We start from the raw sequence: 18,848 nt of genomic DNA, 5'->3' as shown, positions 1-18,848 counted from the left end.
GCGAAGCCGCGGGGTCGCAGCCACCCGGGTCGCCTTTCTTTGCCTACTTTCTTTGGCGAAGCAAAGAAAGTAGGTCGCCCGCCGGGGCGAGACCCGGCAGGCCACGAGCGCCAAGCCACCACTCGGAGAATCAAGAACGCGGCTGCCCCGCGTCAAGAACGCGGCTGCCCGCGTCAAGAACGCGGCTGCCCGCGGCGCGCCATGCGCGCAGGCATCCCTGCCACAATCCCCGCAGCTTTTTCGCACTCTCCAGCTCATCCGGAAAGCCTTCATTCCATGCAACTGTCCCCCTCGATCTTCAAGGCCTACGACATCCGCGGCATCGTGCCGAGCACGCTGAACGAGGAGGTGGCCGAACGCCTGGGCCGCGCCTTCGCGCAGGCGGCGCTGCGCGAGAACGAGCGCACGGTGGCCGTGGGCCGGGACGGACGGCTGAGCGGGCCGTCGCTCTCGGCGGCGCTGGTGCGCGGCCTGGTGGCCGGCGGCGTGGACGTCATCGACGTGGGCGTGGTCACCACGCCCATGCTCTACTTCGCGGCCAGCACCCTGTGCAGGAGCGGCATCCAGGTCACTGGCAGCCACAACCCCAAGGACTACAACGGCTTCAAGATGGTGCTGGCCGGCCGCGCGATCTACGGCGAGGAGATCCAGGCGCTGCGCCGCGCGATGGAAGGCGAACCGCCGGCCCCGGCCGAGCCCGGCAAGGTGCGCAACATCAACGTGCTCGCGCCCTACCGCGACCGCATCGTCTCGGACGTGAAGCTCGCCCGGCCAGTGAAGATCGTGGTGGACTGCGGCAACGGCGTGGCCGGTGCCTCGGCCCCGGCCATCTTCCGCGCGCTGGGTTGCGAGGTGGTGGAGCTCTTCTCCGAGGTGGACGGCAACTTCCCCAACCACCACCCCGACCCCAGCAAGCCCGAGAACCTGCGCGACCTGATCGCGGCGCTCGCCTCCACCGGCGCCGAGCTGGGCCTGGCCTTCGACGGCGACGGCGACCGCCTGGGCATCGTCACCCGGGGCGGCAACACCATCTATCCGGACCGGCAGATGATGCTGTTCGCGCGGGACGTGCTCTCGCGCGTGCCCGGCGGCACCATCGTGTTCGACGTCAAGTGCACCCAGCGCCTCGCGCCCGCCATCCGCGAGGCCGGCGGCACGCCGCTCATGTTCAAGACCGGCCACTCCCTCATCAAGGCGAAGATGAAGGAAATCGACTCGCCCCTGGGCGGAGAGATGAGCGGGCACATCTTCTTCAAGGAGCGCTGGTTCGGCTTCGACGACGGGACCTATGCGGGCGCCCGCCTGCTGGAAATCCTTTCGCGCGAGCAGGACCCCAGTGCCGTGCTGGATGCGCTCCCCACCAGCCACTCCACGCCCGAGCTGAACGTGCGCTGCGAGGAAGGCGAGCCGCATGCGCTGGTGGACAAGCTGGTGGCCAGCGCCCGCTTCGACGCGCCGGCCGAGGTTTCCACCATCGATGGCGTGCGGGTGGACTGGCCCGACGGCTTCGGCCTCATCCGCGCCTCCAACACCACGCCGGTGCTGGTGCTGCGCTTCGAGGGCCACACGGCCGAGGCGCTGGAGCGCATCCGCGGCGACATGCTGGCGCTGCTTCGCAGCGTCAAGCCCGACGCGCAGATCGCCGAAGCGGCGCATTGAGCCTGCAGGCGAATGCCTTGCGCATCCTGATCGTCAAACTCTCTTCGCTGGGCGACGTGGTGCACGCCATGCCGGCCGTGCAGGACATCCGCCGGGCGCTGCCGCAGGCGCGCATCGACTGGGTGGTCGAGCGCAGCTTCGCGCCGCTGGTGGAGCGCTGCGAAGGCGTGCGGCGGGTGGTGCCCTGCGAGCTGCGCAAATGGCGGCGGTCGCCGCTGTCGGGCGAGACGCGGCGCGGCTGGCGCGAGCTCAAGCAGGCGCTGCAGCGCGAGCCCTACGACGCCGTGATCGACCTGCAGGGCCTGACCAAGTCGGCCCTGGTCGCGCGCTGCGCCCGCCTGGCCGAAGGCGGGCGCCGCTATGCGCTGGCCAACCGCACCGAGGGCTCCAGCTGGGAGGCGCCCACGCGCTGGGTGGCCGACGTGGTGGTGCGCATCGAGCCGCGCATCCACGCAGTGGCGCGCTCGCGCGAGCTGTGCGCGCGGGCGCTGGGCTACACGCTGCAAGGCGAGGAGCGCTTCGGCCTGGTCGCCGCCGCCCCGCCGGCCGCCGACGGTGACGAGGTCGCCTTCGTGCACGGCACCTCGCGCGTCGACAAGCTCTGGCCGGAGCCGCACTGGATCGAGCTGGGGCGCAGGCTGCTCGCCGAGGGATTTCGCATCGGCCTGCCGCACGGCAGCGAGATCGAGCGTGACCGCGCCGAGCGGCTGGCCTCGGCCATCGGTGAAGGCGCGCAGGCCTGGCCGCGGCTGGACCTGGGGACGCTCACCGACCGGCTCGCGGCCGGCGCCGGTGTCATCGGCGTGGACAGCGGCCTGTCGCACATCGCCACCGCGCTCGACCGGCCGCACGTTCAGATCTACAACGTGGACACCGCCTGGCGCACCGGGCCGGTGGACCGCCCGCGCCAGCGCAGCGTCTTCGCCGAACCCACGCCCACGGTGGAGGCGGTCGAAGCGGCCTGGGCGCAGGTGCGCCGGGCATGATCCGGGGCCTGTATTCGCTGCTCATGTCCGGTGCGCAGCCCCTGCTGCGCCGCAAGCTCCGGCGCCGTGGGCGCGAGGAGCCGGGCTACCTCGAGGCGGTGGAGGAGCGCTTCGGCCGGTACCGTGTGCGCGCCGAGCCGGGCGCCCTGTGGATCCACGCGGTGTCCCTGGGCGAGACGCGCGCGGCCGGCATCCTGGTCGACGCCCTGCGCCGGCTCGACCCCTCGCTGCGCCTGCTCGTCACGCACGGCACCGCCACCGGCCGCGCCGAAGGGCAGGCCCTGCTGCGCGAGGGCGACACGCAGGCCTGGCTGCCCTGGGACACGCCGGAGGCCGTCGCGCGCTTCCTGGACCACTTCCGGCCCCGCGTCGGCGTGCTGATGGAGACGGAGGTCTGGCCCAACCTGGCGCTCGCCTGCGCCGAGCGGGGGCTGCCGCTGGCGCTGGCCAACGCGCGCCTGTCGGACAAGTCCCTGCGGCAGGCGCAGCGCCTGGCCTGGCTGTCGCGGCCGGCCTATGCCTCGCTCGCGGCCGTGTGGGCGCAGAGCGAAGCCGACGCGCAGCGCCTGCGCGAAGCCGGCGCGCGCGTCAGCGGCGTGCTGGGCAACCTGAAGTTCGACGCCGAGCCCGATGCGCAGCGCCTGGCCCAGGGACGCGCCTGGCGGGCGGCCACGGGTGCCCCGGTCGTGATGTTCGCGAGCTCGCGCGAGGGCGAGGAGCGCGAGTTCCTGCGCGTGCTGCGCGCGCAGCTGGACATGGCGCGCTCCGGCCGCGGCCGCCGCAACACCGACCGACTGCTCGCCGAACGACCGGTGCAGTGGCTGATCGTGCCGCGCCATCCGCAGCGCTTCGAGGAGGTGGCGGGCATCGCGCGCGCGCACGGCTTCAGCGTCTCCTGCCGCAGCCAGTGGACTGACGAGGGCCCGGCGGCGGCCGAAGTCTGGGTGGGCGACACCCTGGGCGACATGGCCCTGTACTACGGCCTGGCCGACGTGGCGCTGCTGGGCGGCAGCTTCGCGCCCCTGGGGGGCCAGAACCTCATCGAGGCCGCGGCCTGCGGCTGCCCGGTGGTCATGGGCCCGCACACCTTCAACTTCGCCGAGGCCGCCACCGCCGCCGAGGGCCAGGGCGCGGCCCTGCGCGCCAACTCCATCGAGGACGCGCTGCGGCACGCGCTGGTGCTGGTCGCCGACGAGGCGGGGCGGCGTTGCATGGTCGAACAGGCCGGGCAGTTCGCGCAGGCGCATCGCGGCGCGGCCCTGCGCTGCGCGCAGGCGCTGCTGGCGCTGGGGCCGCCGGACGGGTGATCGGATTCGAATCGACGACGAGGGAGGAGGAAAGAAATGCAAGCCAGTTCATCGATGCACCGCAGCCCCGGTCTGGCACCCCGCGGCCCGGGCCGCGAGCGCAAGCAGTCCGCGGCGGACCGCAGCGGTGGCTCGCCCAGCCTCATGGAACGTGAGGGCTTCCATGCCGCGCACGAGGGTGCGCAGGAAGCGTCGCAAGCCGCTTTCGCGCTGCTTCGGCAGCGTCGCGCGCAGGCGCTGGCCTGCCCCGCGAAGACGGCCCGCGCGGCCATGCTGGCGCGGGCGGCGACGGGGCGGACCGCGAGCACGGGGCGGACTTCGATGTCGCCGGGTCTGCTGTCGCCCGCCTCCATCGAGGGCCGTCTCACCGGCAGCGGGGGCTCGGACCGCAAGGTGCTTCCCACACCGAGACCGGTAAAGCCGATTTCCCTTGTCGGCAGCACCGCCCTTGCGCCAGGGCCGAGCCCCGAAACCGCAGACCGGCCCCGGGTTTCGATCGCGGCCCTGCTCCACGCCAGGGCGGACGGCGTTTGCAATGAGGAACTCGCCACCGTGGCCCAAGCCCTGGTGGAGGCCGAAAGTCGCGGTGCGGACGAGGCTTTCTTTGCGGACCTGGGTGCAGCCCTGATGGAGCATGTCGGCGTGCGCCTGGCTTCGCGCGCCGAAGCGGCGGAACTGATCTCCGGCGCCCTGCGGGCGCTGGAGAGTCAGGGTGGGCAGATCGGCGGGTTGATCCGCGGCGCCTGCGTCGCGGCCGTCAGATCCTGGCATGAGGACGAACTTGGCGAGTCCTTCGCGCCGACCGGCGCCGACCTGCTGCTCGACCGGATCGAGGCCCTCTTCACGGCGCTGGGGAAGGCCAAGATGTCCGCCCCAAGCTTGGCGCAGCTCCTGGCCTGCCTCGAAGACCTGGGCGCCTTTCTCCCGGACGAATCGCCGGGTTTGCCGCCCGAGCTGCACGAGCGCCTGGGCGCACGCATCGGGCGCCTGCTCGGTGGGCGTCGCCTGCCCGCGCGATTGCGGCAGCAGGTGCTGGCCCACGTGCTGTCCCCGCGGCGCCCGCTGGACGAAACCCGTCGCAGCCACGAGCTGTTCGGCGTGCTCGTGGCCTGCGAGGCGTGGGACTGGGCCGTGGCGGAGCACCAGGCGCTGATGAAGGCCATCGCCACCGCGGGACTGCCGGCGGATGCCGTCGGCGCGCTGGCCTGGAGCCTGGGCCTGAACTGCCTGTGCCGATCGCCGGAGGAGGCGGGATGGCTGAAGCATGGCGACCACCTGGTGCTGGACTCGCAGGCCGACCCGCAGGCCGTGTTCACCGCCGTCCTGCGTCGTGCGGCGCACCTGGAGGACACGAGGGTGGTCGAGCGCTTGGTCGAAGGCCTGCACACGGTCGCCGAGATGCTGGGGGCCGGAGCCCCGGAGACCGACAGCCCCGTCCGCGCGCTGCGTGCCGCCATGCGCGCCTGCGCGCCGGCGTCGGCCGCCCCGAAGCGCCTGGAGGCGCTGGCCCAGGCGCTGGTCCGCGCTGATTCGCGGGGGGAAGCGGCGGGTGAGGTGGCGCGCTTCTGCGCCCTGGAGTGGGACGACTGAACAGCCGGCCCGGACCCCCCGTCTTTCCACATGACCCACCCAGCTGCAGGAGCCGCATGAGCGAAGCCATCAGGAAAAGCCTGTTCGTCGGAGGACCGCACGCGCCGAGTCGCGCGGCGGAAAGTGCCATGCGACCACCGCCCGGACCTTCGAGCCGGGCGCGGTGCGCCGGCCAGGCTGCCGCCCCCAGCGGCAAGCCGCTGTCGCAGCGCCGCGTGCAGGTGCCGGGCGCGCGTCCACCGGCCCAGGAGGCAGCGCCTCGCCCTGGCATGTCCCGGCTCTTGAGCGGGTTCGGCGAGCTGGAGGCGCGCACCTACGTGAACCTCCAAGGCGGCTGGCGTATCCGCGACGCAAAGACCTGCACGGCGCTCCTCCCGGCCCTGCTGGAGGACGTGCTCGAGCGCGTGCACCGCGACAGCTGGGGCCGCATCGGCGAGGCGGTGGCCCTGAAGCTGGGCGGCTGCGCCATGCCGTCCACGCTTCGCATCGCCGCTTCGCGGCTGCTGCTCGCGCAGCCGGGCGATGCCTGGTTCCTGCCCACGGGGGCGGTGCGCCTGATGGCCGGCTTCATGAGCGGTGCGTGCAAGGAGAAGGACGACAAGAGTCACCATGAGCTGGTCACGGCGATGTTCGAACTGGTCGTGAGCGACCTCCCCGACGCGCGGCCGGCTTCGCGCGAACGCCTGCACGAGCAGATCCGGACGGTGGCACTGGCCGGCCTTCATCCGCGCTACCAGGCCAACACCCGCTGGGTGGAGCGCGGGCCGGTGCGCGACGTGTCGTCCTGGATCGATGGCGTCGCCAGGCTGCATGCGGTGCTGCGGCGTGACCGTCGCCTGGGCGAGGAAGACCCGGCACGGGCCCTGGCTTCCGTGTGCGAGGGCGCCGGCGGTGCCGTCATCGAAAGCGGCTGCCGGGAGCAGCTCCTGGCCTATGCCGCTGCCGGCGGCGGCGAGCTGAGCGCGCATGCGCGCGGCCTCATGGCCTATCACCTCGCCCTGGCGAGCCGCCTGTTCGAACGCCCGGGTGAATCCGAGGCCTGGCTGCTGCCGCTGGCGCGCGGCGCGGGGGGCGACGTGGAGGCACTGGGCATGATGGCCTGGGGCATCGGCCTGCACCTGTGCGACGAAGACCCCTTCATGGAGGACTGGCATGAGAACGACCGGCACCTCCTCACCGACAGCGAGGCGCCGCGCCAGGAGGTGATCACGGCGCTGGTGCGCCACATCCGCCCGCTGCCAGCGGACTGCCGCGAACGCCTGTTTGCGGGGCTGGAGAAGGTGGCTGCGCTCCTGCCTGCACGGGAGGGGAAGGCCGGCGAGGGCGCGGCGCCATCGGGTGCGGAATGCTTGAAGAGTGCCTTGGCTGCTGGTGAAGCGTGCGAGGCGACGGAGGAGTCGGATGAAGACTCGCCGCGTTCAAGCGAAGCGCGGGCTGCGGGCGCAGCCCCCGCGCTGGCGTCGCAAACCTCCGCCCCTCGAGGGTGATGACGGCGCACGGTGCGCCGAGCGACCGGTGCGCCTCAGCGCCCCGTGCCGTCCACCACCCTCAGGTCATCCGGCGTCAAGGTCCCGCTCGCCTGCCGCAGCCGCAGCTTGCCGAGGAGCACGTTGTAGCGGGCCACGGCCATGTCGCGCTTGGTCTGGAACAGCTGGCTCTGGGCATTCAGGACGTCGATGTTGATGCGCACGCCTACCTGGTAGCCCAGGCGGTTGGCATCCAGGGCGCTCTGGCTGGAGGCCTCGGCGGCTTCCAGGGCGCGGACCTGGCCAGTGCCCGAGACCACGCCGAAGTAGGCCGTGCGCGTGGCCTGGGCCACCGAGCGGCGGGCGTTGTCCAGGTCGGCTTCGGCCTTGTCTTCCAGGGACAGGGTTTCGCGGATGCGGTTCTGCGTGGCGAAGCCGGCGAAGAGGGGCAGGTTGAAGGTGACGCCGATCTGGCCGTTGTGCGTGCGCGAGCTCAGGGGCGAGTTGACCGTGCCGCCGGCGTTGTTGGTGCGGTTGGCGCTGGCCGTGAGGTCCAGCGTGGGCTTGTTGCCGGCGCGGGCCTTCTCGGTTTCCAGGCGCGCCACCTCCAGGTTCAGGCGCGCCTGCTCGATGGCGGGGCTGGCGTCCTCGGCCATGCGCACCCAGGCGTCCACGTCGTCCGGCTGCGGCGGCGTGGCCGCCACGGGTGCGGGCAGGGGCTGGGGCTGCGTGTCGCTGCGGCCCACCAGCGTGTCCAGCGCCAGGCGGCGCACGCGCAGGTCGTTCTCGGCGGCAATCTCCTGCGCCAGCACCAGGTCGTAGCGGGCCTGGGCCTCGCGCGTGTCGGTGATGGTGGCGGTGCCCACCTCGAAGTTGCGCTTGGCCGAGGCGAGCTGCTCGCTCACCGCGGCCTTCTGGGCGCGCACGAACTGCAACGTGTCCTGCGCCGCCAGCACGTCGAAGTAGGCCTGGCTCACGCGGATGATGAGGTCCTGGCTGGCCGTCTCCAGCTGCGCGGCGGCCAGGCCCAGTTGCCGGCGGCTCTGCTCCCAGGTGGCGACGTTGGCGGGGCGGTACAGGGGCTGCGCGGCCGAGAGGCTGAGCCCGCGGGTGCCGAAGCTGCGGTCGGTCACGGGGTTGTTGCTGCCGAAGTCCGAGCGATTGAGCACGCCCTGGAGCCCGAGCTGCGGCAGGAGGCCGGCGAGGGCCTGGTCGGCCCGAAAGACGTTGGCGTCGTACTGGGCCCGGGCGGCCTGGAAGGCGGCGTCGTGGCTGCGGGCGAGCTGGTACAGCTCGGGCAGGCTCTGGGCGCCCGCTGCGCCTGCGGCCAGCGTTCCGAGGAGGGCCAGTGATCGCAGGCAGAAGGGCGCCAGGGTGTTCATCGCTCCGTCCTTGCTACTTTTTATGTCGTGCCGGTCAGTATCGCGGCACGTCCGGGTCGCGCTCCAGCGTCCAGGCGTCGATGCCGCCGGCAACGTTCGCCACCTCGTCGAATCCGTTGCGCGCGAGAAACATCGCCACCTGCAGGCTGCGCATGCCGTGGTGGCACAGGCACGCCACGGGGCGCGCCGGGTCGAGTTCGGCCAGGCGCTGCGGGATCTGGTTCATGGGGATGTGCAGCAGCTCGAAGCCCTGCGGCCGCACGCTGGCGCGCTGCACTTCCAGCGGCTCGCGCACGTCCAGCACCAGCGGCTGCTGGCCGGCGTGGGCCTGGAGCCAGTCGTCGAGCTGTCCGGGGCGGATCTGGGGGACCATCTTCAGAACCGGAAGCGCGAATGCTCGGGGAAGTTGCGCAGGCGCGGCGCCACCGTGTCCCAGCGCTGGGTGGTGCTGAAGCTGGACGGTCCGGTGCGGGTGATGAGGGTGGCGCGCATCATGGGCGCCTCGCCGACGATGGCCATGAGGCGTCCGCCCTGGGACAGCTGCTCCATGAGCGCATGCGGCACCTCGGCCACCGAGCCACTGAGCACGATGACATCGAAGGGTCCTTCCCCGGGCAGGCCGCGGGAGCCGTCGGCCTCGCGCACCTCCGCGTTGCCGATGCCGGCGCGCACCAGGTTGTCCCGGGCCATGGCCGCCAGCGCGGGCTCTATCTCCAGCGTGGTCACCTTGAGCGAGAGCTTCCCCAGGAGCGCGGCCATGTGGCCGGAGCCGGCGCCGACCTCCAGCACCTTCTCGTAGGGGCGCGGGTCCACGTCCTGCAGCATGCGGGCCTCCACGCGCGGGGCCAGCATGCAGCGGCCGCTGGCCAGGGCCTCCTCGGTGCCGCCGAGGAGCGGCACCTCCATGTCCACGAAGGCCAGCGCGTGGTGCGCCTCGGGCACGAAGTCCTCGCGCCGCACCTGCGAAAGCAGTTCCAGCACGCGCGGGTCGAGCACATCCCAGGGGCGGATCTGCTGCTCGATCATGTTGTAGCGGGCCAGTTCGCGCGCCTGGGTGTCGGATGGCGAGGGCAGGGACGTGGTCATGGGGTGGATGCGGTGCCGGTGGCGATCAGGACAAACCCGCGATTCTAGGAGCGCTGCCGCGCCGGCCCTTCGGGGGCGCGCAGGCCGGACAGCAGGACTTCGGCCTGCGCATCGACGTAGCGCAGGGGATCGATGGACTCGCTCTCGGGCAGGCAGGCGGCCAGGGAGTGCTTGTTCAGCAGCAGGAAGATCATGGGCGCGATGACCGCATAGACGGCGCAGTCGAGGTCCGGCACCTGGAACTCGCCGCGCGCGATGCCGCGCTCCAGGATGCGGCGGATCAGGTCCTTGCCGGGGGCGATCACCTGCTGCTGGTAGTAGGCCAGGGCTTCGGGGAAGTTCTGCGCCTCGCACAGCATCAGCTTGGTGATGCCCGAGGCCGGCGTGGCGCCGATGCGTTCCCACCAGGAGCGCATGCAGTAGCGCAGCATGTCGGCGCTGCTGCCCTGGAAGGCGTGGAATTCCTCATTCCACTCGACGAATCGGCCGGCGATGTTCTCTCGCACCACGGCCTGGAACAGGTCTTCCTTGGACTGGAAGTACACGAAGAGCGTGCCCTTGGACACACCCGCGCGCTGGGCGATCTCCTCCACGCGGGTGGCGGCGTAGCCCTTTTCCACGAACAGCGCCAGGGCCGCCTCGATCAGCTGGCCGGGGCGGGCGTGCTTGTGCCGGACGCGGCGGCCGGCGGTGGCTTCGGACGGGGTGGCGGGCAAGGCGGGGAGTTGTTGACTGACCGGTTAGTAATGTAGTGCGGCATGGCCGGCGCCGGCAAGGCGCGCGACTGCAACGAGTGATTCAGCGCCAGCGTGCCAGCTGCCAGGCCAGGAATTCCCGCAGGATCTGCCGCGACGCCAGCAGGGCGTGCGCCGACGGCAGCCATTCGACGAAGGCCCGGTCGCGCGGGACGATGAAGCCCGTGGGCGCGGGCAGCACCTCGAAGCCCTGGCGCTGGAACTCCAGCGTCGCGCGCGGCAGGTGCCAGGCGTCGCTGACCAGGGCGATGCGCCGGATGCGGCTGGCCCGCAGCAACGGTGCCAGCCGTTCGGCGTTCTCGCGGGTGTCGCGCGACTGGCCCTCGACCCAGCGGATGTCCACGCCGAAGTCCTGCCGCGCGGCCAGGCGCGCGGCTTCGGCCTCCGTGGCCACGGCCCGGCCGGCCCAGCCGATGCCGCCGCTGAAGGCCAGGGGGAGCTGGGCGCTGCGGGCCAGGCGCACGCCGTAGCGCAGGCGCTCCAGCGTGGGGGCCGAGGGCTGCGGCACGCCGTACTCGCGCGCTTCGGGGATCACCCCGCCGCCGAGCACCACCACGGCTTCCACGCCCGCGCGCCGCAGTTCGACCAGGCCCACCGGCTCGACCTGCGGCAGCAGCCGCCGCGCCAGTTCCACCGTGACGGCATGCGTGCTCAGGACCCACAGCAGCGCGAGGCCGGCCAGGCCCAGCACCAGCCCCGAGCGGCGTCCGCGGCTGGCCAGCAGCAGGCCCAGCAGGGCGAGCAGCAGCGGCCCGGCCGGGGGCAGGACCAGGGTGGCCAGGAGAGTGCGCAGGTCGCCGACTTCCATACGGGGGCGAATGGTAGCGCCACGGTTCGCGGCTACAGTGGCGGGTTCGAGTCGTCGCGAAGGAGAGTGCGAATGAGCGAGTCCCAGACGCTGGTGCTCGGAGGCGGTTGCTTCTGGTGCACCGAGGCCGTGTACGTGAAGGTGCGCGGCGTGACCGACGTGGAATCCGGCTACAGCAATGGCCAGGCCGAGCGCCCGAGCTACGAGCAGGTGTGCACGGGGACCACCGGCCACAACGAGGTGGTCAAGCTGGAATACGACCCGCAGCAGGTCAGCACCCGGCAGCTGCTGGAGATCTTCTTCGTGATCCATGACCCCACGCAGCTCAATCGGCAGGGCAACGACGTGGGCACGCAATACCGCAGCGGCATCTACTTCACCACGCCCGAGCAGCAGCAGGTGGCCGAGGACATGATCCGCGAGATGAGCCAGGACAAGCTGTTCGGCGCGCCCATCGTTACCGAAGTGCAGCCGCTGTCCAACTACTGGCCGGCCGAGGACTACCACCAGGACTTTTTCGAGAAGAACCCGCACCAGGGCTACTGCATGGCCGTGGCCGCGCCCAAGGTGGCGAAGTTCCGCAAGACCTTCGCGGAACTGGCGCGGTGATCCGCACGGGCGGCCTGCGCCTGCGGCATGCGGGGGCGCCCGAGCTGGCCTTCCCCGACCTGGACCTGCCGCAGGGCGGGCTGCTGCTGCTGCAAGGCGTCTCGGGCAGCGGCAAGTCGAGCTGGCTCTCGCTGGTGGCCGGGCTGCGCCTGCCCTCGGCTGGCGCGTTGCTGGTGGCCGGGCAGGACCTCGCGGCGCTGAGCCCGGCCGGGCGGGATGCCTGGCGCGGTCGCCACGTGGGGCTCCTGCCGCAGCGCCTGCACCTGAGCGACGCCCTGGACGTGCGGGGCAACCTGGCCCTTGCCTTCCACGCGCTGGGGCGGCGCGTGGACGAGGCCGCCATCCGCTCGGCCCTGGCTTCGCTGGGCGTGGACGCGCTGGCGGCGCGCCGGCCGGGCCAGTTGTCGGTGGGCCAGGCCCAGCGCGTGGCCCTGGCCCGCGCGGTGCTCATGACGCCGGCCGTGCTGCTGGCCGACGAGCCCACCGCCAGCCTGGACGACGAGGCGGCCGCCGCGGCCCTGGCGGCGCTGGCGCAGGCGCGCGAGCGCTGCGACGCGACGCTGGTGGTCGCCACCCATGACCGGCGCGTGCGCGAGGCCTGGCCGCAGGCCCGCGTGCTGGCGCTTGCCCGGCCTGCGGAGCCCGCGGCGTGAGCACGCTCTCCCTCTCGCTGCGCTACCTGCTGTCGCGGCCGCTCGCGGCCGTGCTCAACCTGCTGCTGCTCACGCTGGGCGTCGCCTCGGTGGGCTTCGTGCTGCTGGTGGGCGAGCAGGTGGATCGCGCCTTCGAGCGCGACTTGGCCGGCATCGACCTGGTCGTCGGCGCCAAGGGCAGCCCGATCCAGCTGATCCTCTCCGGAGTCTTCCACCTGGACGTGCCGCCCGGCAACGTGCCGCTCGCCGACGTGCAGGCCCTGGCGCGGCACCCGATGGTGGGGCAGGTGATTCCGCTGTCCATCGGCGACAGTTTCCGGGGCTTCCGGATCGTGGGCACCGAGCCGGCGTACCTGGACCTGTACCGCCTGCGGGTCGCCGGCGGGGCGGGGGGCGAGGCGGCCTTCGCTCCCATGCAGGCGCTGCTGGGGCATGCGGTCGCGCAGGCCACCGGCCTTGCGCCGGGCCAGCGCTTCATCGGCCAGCACGGCCTGTCCGGCGGCCATGCGCATGGCGACACGCCCTACACCGTGGCCGGCGTGCTGGCGCCCTGCCACTGCGTGGCCGACCGGCTGGTGCTCACCGCGCTGGAATCGGTGTGGCGCGTGCACGAGGACGCGACGGCGGCCGACGCGGAAGACCGCCGCCTGCTGCAGGCCGAGCGCGAGGTCACGATGGCGCTGGTGCGCTATCGCACGCCGCTGGCCGCCGTCACCGTGCCGCGCTGGGTCAACGGCAGCACGCCCATGCAGGCGGCCGCGCCGGCCGTGGAGGTCACGCGCCTGCTGCAGTTGCTGGGGGTGGGCACGCGGGTGCTGCACGGCTTCGGGCTGGTGCTGCTGGCCAGCGCCGCCTTGTCGGTCTTCATCGCCCTGTGGAACGCCGTGCGCGAGCGGCGGGCCGACCTGGCCATGCTGCGCCTGCTGGGCGCGCGGCCCATGCGGGTGGCGGCACTGGTGCTGTGCCAGTCCTTGTGGCTGGCCGTGGCCGCGTGCGCACTGGGGCTGCTCGCGGCTCATGGGGCGGCGGCTCTGGTAGCCTCGCTGCTCGCCGACGGACGCTCGCTTCCGGTCACGGCCTGGGTCTGGGTGCCCCAGGAAGCGTGGGTCGTGGCGGGTGCGCTGGGACTCGCGCTGCTCGCCGCGCTCATCCCGGCCGCCAGCGCCTACCGGACCGACGTCGCCCAGCTGCTGCAATCGAACCCCTGAACGCTTTTCGGATGAAACACCTGCTCATCGCCCTGCTGCTCGCGCCGCTCGCCCTGGCGGCCCAGGACAAGCACTCGAACGAGGACACGCGCAAGGACATCCAGCGCCACCGCGCCATGGCCGCCGCGCACGAGGCGGCCGCGCGCTGCCTGGAGTCCGGCAAGGGCCACGACACCTGCCAGCGGGAATTGCTGGCCGCGTGCAAGGGCCTGGCCATCGGCAAGTACTGCGGCATGCGGCATGAACACTGACCCAGTTCGCGAGTGGGACGCATCCTGCTCCCTCCCCCTCTGGGGGAGGGCTGGGGTGGGGGCTGCGTGCGCCGATGCCGCCCCTTCTCGCGTGGCCCCCATCCCAGCCTTCCCCCAAAGGGGGAAGGAGCGGAAAGGATCCGTCGACATGACCAAGCCCTCCCTCCTCCTCGCCGGCCTGTTTCTCGCCGGCGCCGCGTTCGCGCAGGTCGGAACCCCGCCCGCACCGTTCGGGTCCGGGCCCGGCGTGCACGGTGCCAACAGCCCGATCGCGCCCCTGCCGCAGCGCTCGGACGTGGTGCCCTGGTCGGTGCTCACGGCCGTGAAGAGCCGCACCGAGAAGAACCGCGTGCTGCCGCAGTTCCAGCCGCAGCAGCTCGCGCTGGACGGCACGACGCAGCGCATCCAGGGCTTCATGATGCCGCTGGAGCCGGGCGAGAAGCAGCGCCACTTCCTCGTGAGTTCGGTGCCGCTGACCTGCAGCTTCTGCGTGCCCGGCGGGGCCGAGAGCATGGTGGAGGTGCGCACGCGCACGCCCGTGGCCTACACGCAGGAGCCCGTCACGGTGGAAGGCCGCTTCGCCACCCTGCGTGACGATCCCATGGGCCTGTTCTACCGGCTCACCGACGCCGCGCTGGTCAAGTAGGCCCGATGCGGCTGCGCCTCGCCTGGATCCTCGGCCTCGCGCTCGCCCTGCTGGCGGCGCAGGCCGTGGGACTGGCGCACCGCACGGTCCATGGTCCGCAGCCTGCCGGTGCGGCGCACGCCGCCGCGCAGGCGGACCACGACGGTCACGATCTCTTCGGCCATGAGGCCGGCGGCATCGACTGCCGCCTGCTCGACGCCCTCGGCCAGCCCGGCGTGCCGGGCGCGCCTTCGCTGGTGCTGCCGCTCGCACTGAGCCCCGTCGTCCTGGCCGGTGGTCACGGCGACTTCGTCGCGCGCTGGGTCGCGCTTTTCGACGCCCGCGGTCCGCCCGCGCGGTCCTGATCTTCCCGTCGTCATCGCCGCAGTTCGGGTCCCGGCCCGCCGCGCGCGATCCTGCCTGCGCGCGCCGTGCGGCGCGCGCGGGCTCTCGATCGATCAGAACCGTCCCATGAACCTCCATTTCCTCCGCAGCGCCGTGGGCGCTGCCGCGGGCACGTTGTGCCTGTCCGCTGCCGCGCAGGGCGCCGGCACCTTGCCCGACGTCACCGTCACCGGCAATCCCCTCGGCTCGTCGCAGCGCGTCGCGCCCGTCGAACGCGTGGAGGGCACCGGCCTGCTGCTGCGCGGCCAAGGCAGCCTGGGCGGCGCCCTGGACCACCTGCCCGGCGTGAGCAGCACGCATTTCGGCCCGGGCGTCAGCCGGCCCATCCTGCGGGGCCTGGACGGCGACCGCATCCGCATCCTGCGCAACGGCGCCGCGCAGCTCGATGCCTCGTCCCTGAGCTTCGACCATGCCGTACCCATCGACCCCCTGACCGTGGACCGCATCGAGGTGCTGCGCGGCCCCGCCGCGCTGCTTTACGGCGGCACCGCCATCGGCGGCGTGGTCAACGCGATCGACGGCCGCATCCCGCGCAGCCCCTTGCAGGGCCTGACCGGGCGTGCGGACGCGAGCCTGGCCACCGGCCGCCGCGAGCGTGCCGGCGCGGTGATGCTGCAGGCGGGCACCGGTAACCAGGTGCTGCATGTGGATGCCTTCGGGCGCGACAACGAGGACGTGCGCCTCCCGCTCGCGCTGCCCTGCGCGGGCGGCGTGTCGGACCGCCTGTGCAACACGGCGGGCGAGGCGCGCGGCGCCGCGCTCGGTGGCAGCACCTTCTTCGAGCGCGGCTGGCTGGGCGCATCGGTCTCCACGCACCGCAAGGACTACGGCTCGCCCGCGGACGAGGCGGTGCGCATCGGCATGCGCTCGGACCGGTACGCCATCGAGGGCCAGTGGCGTCCGGCCCCAGGGTGGCTGGAGAACGTGCAGCTGCAGGCGGCGCACACCGACTACGGGCACACCGAGTTCGAGGCCGGCGAGACCGGCACCGTCTTCGCCACCCGCGGCAACGAGCTGCGGCTGCAAGCCAGGCACCGCGCCTTCGGGCCGCTCAGCGGTGTCGTGGGCCTGCAGGCGGAGCACACGCGCTTCTCGGCCCTGGGCGACGAAGCCTTCGCACCCGCGAGCCGCACCCGGCAGCAGGCGGTCTTCATCCACGAGGAGCTGGCGCTGGACTGGGGCCGCCTCAGCCTGGGTGCGCGGACCGAGCGGGTGCGCGTCGCCTCGCAGGGCAGTCCCGGGGTGGACCGCTTCCTCGTCGGCAGCCGCGAGTTCCAGCCGACCAGCTACGCGCTGGGCGCGCTGTGGAAGCTCGCGCCTTCGTGGGAGCTCACCGGGCAGCTCGCGCACAGCGAGCGCGCGCCGCGCGACTACGAGCTTTTCGCCAACGGACCGCACATCGCCACGCAGGCCTGGGAGCAGGGCGACGCCACGCTGGGGCTGGAGCGCTCCAACAGCGCCGAGCTGGCGCTGGCCTGGAAGCAGGGGCCGAACGAGGCCCGCCTGGGCGCCTTTGCCTACCGTTTCTCGAACTACATCGCGCTGCAGACCACCGGCGCGGACCGCGAGGTCGAGCCGGGCGAGACCCTGCCCGAGTTCGCCTACCGCGACGTGCCCGCGCGCTTCCATGGCCTGGAGGCCTCGGGCAACTGGCGGCTGCGCTCGGGGGCACCCCAGCTCGACATCGCCTGGCGCGCCGACCAGGTTCGTGCCACGGACCGCAGCACCGGCGAGCCCCTGCCGCGCATCGCGCCGGTGCGCGCGGGGGCCGCGCTCGTCCTCAAGCGTGGCGAGTGGGGCGGCCGGCTGGGCTTCGACCATGCCGCGCGGCAGGACCGCGTGCCCACGGGGGCGGCGGCCGTGGCCGGCTACACCACCTGGCACGCGGCGCTCACGCGCGAGCAGGCGGTGGGCCAGGGGCAGCTGCTCTGGTACGCGCGGCTGGACAACCTCACCGACACGGTGGCGCGGCCGGCCACGTCCTTCCTGACCCAGACCGCGCCCGAGCGCGCCCTGCTCGCGGGGCGCTCGCTGCGCGTGGGGGTGCGGGCGGAGTTCTGATGAGCGCCTCGCCCTCGGGCCGACGCAGCGGGTGCAAGCCTTGCGCGGCGTCGTCCTACACCCGCCCCGCGGCGGGCCCTTGCCGCCTGCGGCGCACGCTGCCAGCATGCCTTTCGGGGAGGTCGCCATGGGAACGACACCGACTGGACGCCGTCGCCGCCGGGCCGTGCGGGGCATGCTGCTGGCGGGCCTGGCCGCAGGTGCCTGCGGCGCGGCCAGCGCGCAGGACGCGGACTGCCGCATGGAGGGCCCCAGGCAGCACCTGCTGCTGGAGCGCGAGGCCATCATCCAGCGCCTCTCCCGGCTGCCCGATCCCTGCCTCAAGAGCCTGTTCCACGCCTGCTCGGCGGCGGCCGGCGAGAGCCTGCTCGACGGCGCCGATGCGGCCCTGTGCTCGATGAGCTACGAAGCCCTGCTGCGGCGCAGCTTCAACGGTGACTTCCAGGCCCTCCTGGCCTGGTGGCGCAACGAGCGCAAGACGGTGCGCTGACGCACACCCTCCCCCGCTGGGGGAGGGTGGGGTGGGGGCCGCGCGCGCCGGCCACATCCCTTCCTGCGGGCCCCCATCCCTGCCTTCCCCCAGAGGGGGAAGGAGCAAGACTTCAGGGTGCGAGGCGCTCGCGCACCCAGCCGCCGCCCTCGTCCAGCCGATACCGCAGCCGGTCGTGCAGCCGGCTCCGGCGCCCCTGCCAGAACTCCCAGCGGTCGGGCCGCAGCCGAAAGCCCCCCCAGTGCGGGGGCCGCGGCGGCGCGAGCAGGAACTGGGCGCCGTACTTCGCGGCCGCGGCGACCAGCACGCCGCGGCTGGCGATCACCTGGCTTTGCGGGCTGGCCCAGGCGCCGATGCGCGAATCGAGCGGGCGACTGGCGTAGTAGGCGTCGCTTTCCTCCTCGCCGGTCTTCTCGATGCGGCCCTCGATGCGCACCACGCGTTCGAGCTCGACCCAGTGGAACTGCAGCGCCGCCCAGGGATTGCCCGCCAGCTCGCGGCCCTTGCGGCTGTCGTAGTTGGTGAAGAAGACCAGGCCCCGCTCGTCATAACCCTTGACCAGCACCACGCGCGTGCTGGGGCGCAGGTCGCTGCCCACGGTGGCCAGGGTCATGGCATTGGGCTCGGGCACTTCCGCGGCGATGGCCTCCGTCAGCCACTGGTCGAACTGCCGCAGCGGCTCGGCATGGCTGGCGTCTTCGCCCAGCTCGGCGCGTTCGTAGCTCTTGCGAAGCTCGGCGATGCGTTGGGAGGTGCTGCTCATGGGGGCGGATTGTCGCGCGCCAGGCGAAGCAGCCGCTCCAGGTGCCGGTCGCGGATGTTCAGGCGCTGCAGTTCCTCGAAGGTGCGTTCGGCGTATTCGAGCGTGGTGCCGTAGATGCCGCAGGCGCTGCAGAAGATCCGGCGCAGCTCCTCGTCCGCGAGGGTGCCGGTGTGGCTGGGGCTCTTGCGCGAGAGCGTGAAGGCCAGGGCCTGCACGGGGCCGTGGGCGGTGTGGCAGGGGAGCCAGCGCGGGTCGTACACGGCGGTGGCCATCTCGCGCGCCCACAGGCGCGTGAGCACCTCGGCGCCGCTCGCGCGCGGCACGCGGAACACCATGCCCTGGCAGCTGCCGCCCGAGAGCAGGCCGAAGACCAGCCCGGGTTGCTGGGGCGTGCCGCGGTTGATGCGGCTCCACATCTTGAGCGCGCGGTGCCAGCCGTGCACGCGGGCCGGGCGCCGTTCGTCGAATTCGAAGTCGGGACGCCACAGCAGCGAGCCGTAGCCGAAGAGCCAGAGGTCCGAATGGCCGCCCCATTCACGCAACGCGCGTTGCAGCAGGGGCTGGGGATCGCGGTGGGGCAGGAGGCCGGCCGGCGCGAGCGCCGAGGCGGTGGGGGCGAAGGCGAGCGCTGCGTCCGACAAGCTCATGACAGCAGACTGTAGCAATGCGCTTCCCCCGCGCAAAGGTAACGCACCGGTAACCGCGCAATGTGCCCGGGCGAGTGTTGCCGTTAGGATGAATGCC

At 72.7% G+C, this 18,848-nt stretch carries 20 protein-coding genes; 13 read left to right on the top strand and 7 right to left on the bottom strand.

The features are described from left to right. The first annotated feature begins 276 nt into the window (after nt 1-276). The 5 genes from EZ242_RS21335 to EZ242_RS21315 all read left to right on the top strand — a co-directional run bounded on the left by EZ242_RS21335 (nt 277) and on the right by EZ242_RS21315 (nt 7,029). On the top strand, nt 277-1,659 hold the full coding sequence (locus tag EZ242_RS21335) for a phosphomannomutase/phosphoglucomutase (protein ID WP_135287209.1): 1,383 nt from the start codon (nt 277-279) through the stop codon (nt 1,657-1,659). Then, nucleotides 1,656-2,645: a lipopolysaccharide heptosyltransferase I gene (gene waaC, locus EZ242_RS21330; RefSeq protein WP_240787190.1), complete on the top strand. Its 990-nt coding sequence runs from the start codon at nt 1,656-1,658 to the stop codon at nt 2,643-2,645. The genes EZ242_RS21335 and waaC overlap by 4 nt, the downstream gene beginning before the upstream one ends. Next, the gene (locus EZ242_RS21325; protein ID WP_135287208.1) at nt 2,642-3,952 is read left to right on the top strand and encodes a 3-deoxy-D-manno-octulosonic acid transferase; all 1,311 of its coding nucleotides are present in this window, start codon (nt 2,642-2,644) and stop codon (nt 3,950-3,952) included. The genes waaC and EZ242_RS21325 overlap by 4 nt, the downstream gene beginning before the upstream one ends. A 36-nt stretch (nt 3,953-3,988) precedes the next feature. Next, nucleotides 3,989-5,542, top strand: a complete 1,554-nt coding sequence (locus EZ242_RS21320) for a hypothetical protein (RefSeq protein WP_135287207.1) — start codon at nt 3,989-3,991, stop codon at nt 5,540-5,542. A gap of 269 nt (nt 5,543-5,811) precedes the next feature. Then, nucleotides 5,812-7,029 (top strand): hypothetical protein, encoded by a 1,218-nt coding sequence (locus tag EZ242_RS21315; RefSeq protein ID WP_135287206.1) that lies wholly within the window; start codon nt 5,812-5,814, stop codon nt 7,027-7,029. 35 nt (nt 7,030-7,064) lie between these two features. Here EZ242_RS21315 and EZ242_RS21310 read toward each other — a convergent pair whose 3' ends face one another. The 5 genes from EZ242_RS21310 to EZ242_RS21290 form a co-directional block, all read right to left on the bottom strand. Continuing rightward, nucleotides 7,065-8,390, bottom strand: a complete 1,326-nt coding sequence (locus tag EZ242_RS21310) for a TolC family outer membrane protein (protein ID WP_135287205.1) — start codon at nt 8,388-8,390, stop codon at nt 7,065-7,067. Nucleotides 8,391-8,424: 34 nt separating this feature from the next. Beyond that, entirely contained in the window at nt 8,425-8,763 is a 339-nt protein-coding gene (locus EZ242_RS21305; RefSeq protein ID WP_135287204.1) for a rhodanese-like domain-containing protein, read from the bottom strand. A gap of 2 nt (nt 8,764-8,765) precedes the next feature. Next, complete coding sequence (locus EZ242_RS21300) at nt 8,766-9,476, bottom strand: protein-L-isoaspartate O-methyltransferase family protein (protein ID WP_135287203.1); 711 nt, start codon at nt 9,474-9,476, stop codon at nt 8,766-8,768. A gap of 44 nt (nt 9,477-9,520) precedes the next feature. Continuing rightward, the gene (locus EZ242_RS21295; protein ID WP_135287202.1) at nt 9,521-10,192 is read right to left on the bottom strand and encodes a TetR/AcrR family transcriptional regulator; all 672 of its coding nucleotides are present in this window, start codon (nt 10,190-10,192) and stop codon (nt 9,521-9,523) included. Nucleotides 10,193-10,274: 82 nt separating this feature from the next. Next, the gene (locus EZ242_RS21290) at nt 10,275-11,039 is read right to left on the bottom strand and encodes a YdcF family protein (protein ID WP_135287201.1); all 765 of its coding nucleotides are present in this window, start codon (nt 11,037-11,039) and stop codon (nt 10,275-10,277) included. Between the two features lie 72 nt (nt 11,040-11,111). Here EZ242_RS21290 and msrA point away from each other — a divergent pair, with 72 nt between their 5' ends. The 8 genes from msrA to EZ242_RS21250 all read left to right on the top strand — a co-directional run bounded on the left by msrA (nt 11,112) and on the right by EZ242_RS21250 (nt 17,341). Then, the gene (gene msrA / locus EZ242_RS21285) at nt 11,112-11,648 is read left to right on the top strand and encodes a peptide-methionine (S)-S-oxide reductase MsrA (RefSeq protein ID WP_135287200.1); all 537 of its coding nucleotides are present in this window, start codon (nt 11,112-11,114) and stop codon (nt 11,646-11,648) included. Then, complete coding sequence (locus EZ242_RS21280; protein WP_135287199.1) at nt 11,645-12,301, top strand: ATP-binding cassette domain-containing protein; 657 nt, start codon at nt 11,645-11,647, stop codon at nt 12,299-12,301. Before msrA ends, EZ242_RS21280 begins: the two co-directional genes overlap by 4 nt. Beyond that, on the top strand, nt 12,298-13,509 hold the full coding sequence (locus tag EZ242_RS21275; RefSeq protein WP_135287198.1) for an ABC transporter permease: 1,212 nt from the start codon (nt 12,298-12,300) through the stop codon (nt 13,507-13,509). The genes EZ242_RS21280 and EZ242_RS21275 overlap by 4 nt, the downstream gene beginning before the upstream one ends. Before the next feature lie 11 nt (nt 13,510-13,520). Beyond that, nucleotides 13,521-13,760: a hypothetical protein gene (locus tag EZ242_RS21270; RefSeq protein WP_135287197.1), complete on the top strand. Its 240-nt coding sequence runs from the start codon at nt 13,521-13,523 to the stop codon at nt 13,758-13,760. A gap of 148 nt (nt 13,761-13,908) precedes the next feature. Then, the gene (locus EZ242_RS21265) at nt 13,909-14,406 is read left to right on the top strand and encodes a DUF3299 domain-containing protein (RefSeq protein ID WP_135287225.1); all 498 of its coding nucleotides are present in this window, start codon (nt 13,909-13,911) and stop codon (nt 14,404-14,406) included. A gap of 5 nt (nt 14,407-14,411) precedes the next feature. Beyond that, nucleotides 14,412-14,750, top strand: coding sequence for a hypothetical protein (locus EZ242_RS21260; RefSeq protein WP_135287196.1), 339 nt, complete (start codon nt 14,412-14,414; stop codon nt 14,748-14,750). Between the two features lie 106 nt (nt 14,751-14,856). Continuing rightward, entirely contained in the window at nt 14,857-16,851 is a 1,995-nt protein-coding gene (locus EZ242_RS22570) for a TonB-dependent receptor (RefSeq protein WP_135287195.1), read from the top strand. A gap of 127 nt (nt 16,852-16,978) precedes the next feature. Beyond that, nucleotides 16,979-17,341 (top strand): hypothetical protein, encoded by a 363-nt coding sequence (locus EZ242_RS21250; protein ID WP_135287194.1) that lies wholly within the window; start codon nt 16,979-16,981, stop codon nt 17,339-17,341. A 112-nt stretch (nt 17,342-17,453) separates the two neighbouring features. Here the strand turns inward: EZ242_RS21250 and pdxH are convergent, their stop codons facing one another. Together pdxH and EZ242_RS21240 are read right to left on the bottom strand one after the other, a co-directional pair. Further along, the gene (gene pdxH, locus EZ242_RS21245) at nt 17,454-18,104 is read right to left on the bottom strand and encodes a pyridoxamine 5'-phosphate oxidase (RefSeq protein WP_135287193.1); all 651 of its coding nucleotides are present in this window, start codon (nt 18,102-18,104) and stop codon (nt 17,454-17,456) included. Beyond that, nucleotides 18,101-18,751 carry a gamma-glutamylcyclotransferase gene (locus EZ242_RS21240; protein WP_135287192.1) on the bottom strand — a complete coding sequence of 217 codons (651 nt, stop codon included), beginning with the start codon at nt 18,749-18,751 and terminating at the stop codon, nt 18,101-18,103. The genes pdxH and EZ242_RS21240 overlap by 4 nt, the downstream gene beginning before the upstream one ends. Between the last annotated feature and the right edge of the window lie 97 nt (nt 18,752-18,848).

This window comes from Ramlibacter rhizophilus, assembly GCF_004681965.1.
Classification (GTDB): domain Bacteria; phylum Pseudomonadota; class Gammaproteobacteria; order Burkholderiales; family Burkholderiaceae_C; genus Ramlibacter; species Ramlibacter rhizophilus.
The sequence above is the reverse complement of the archived record's forward strand: the minus strand, read 5'-3'. Positions and strand labels throughout refer to the sequence as shown.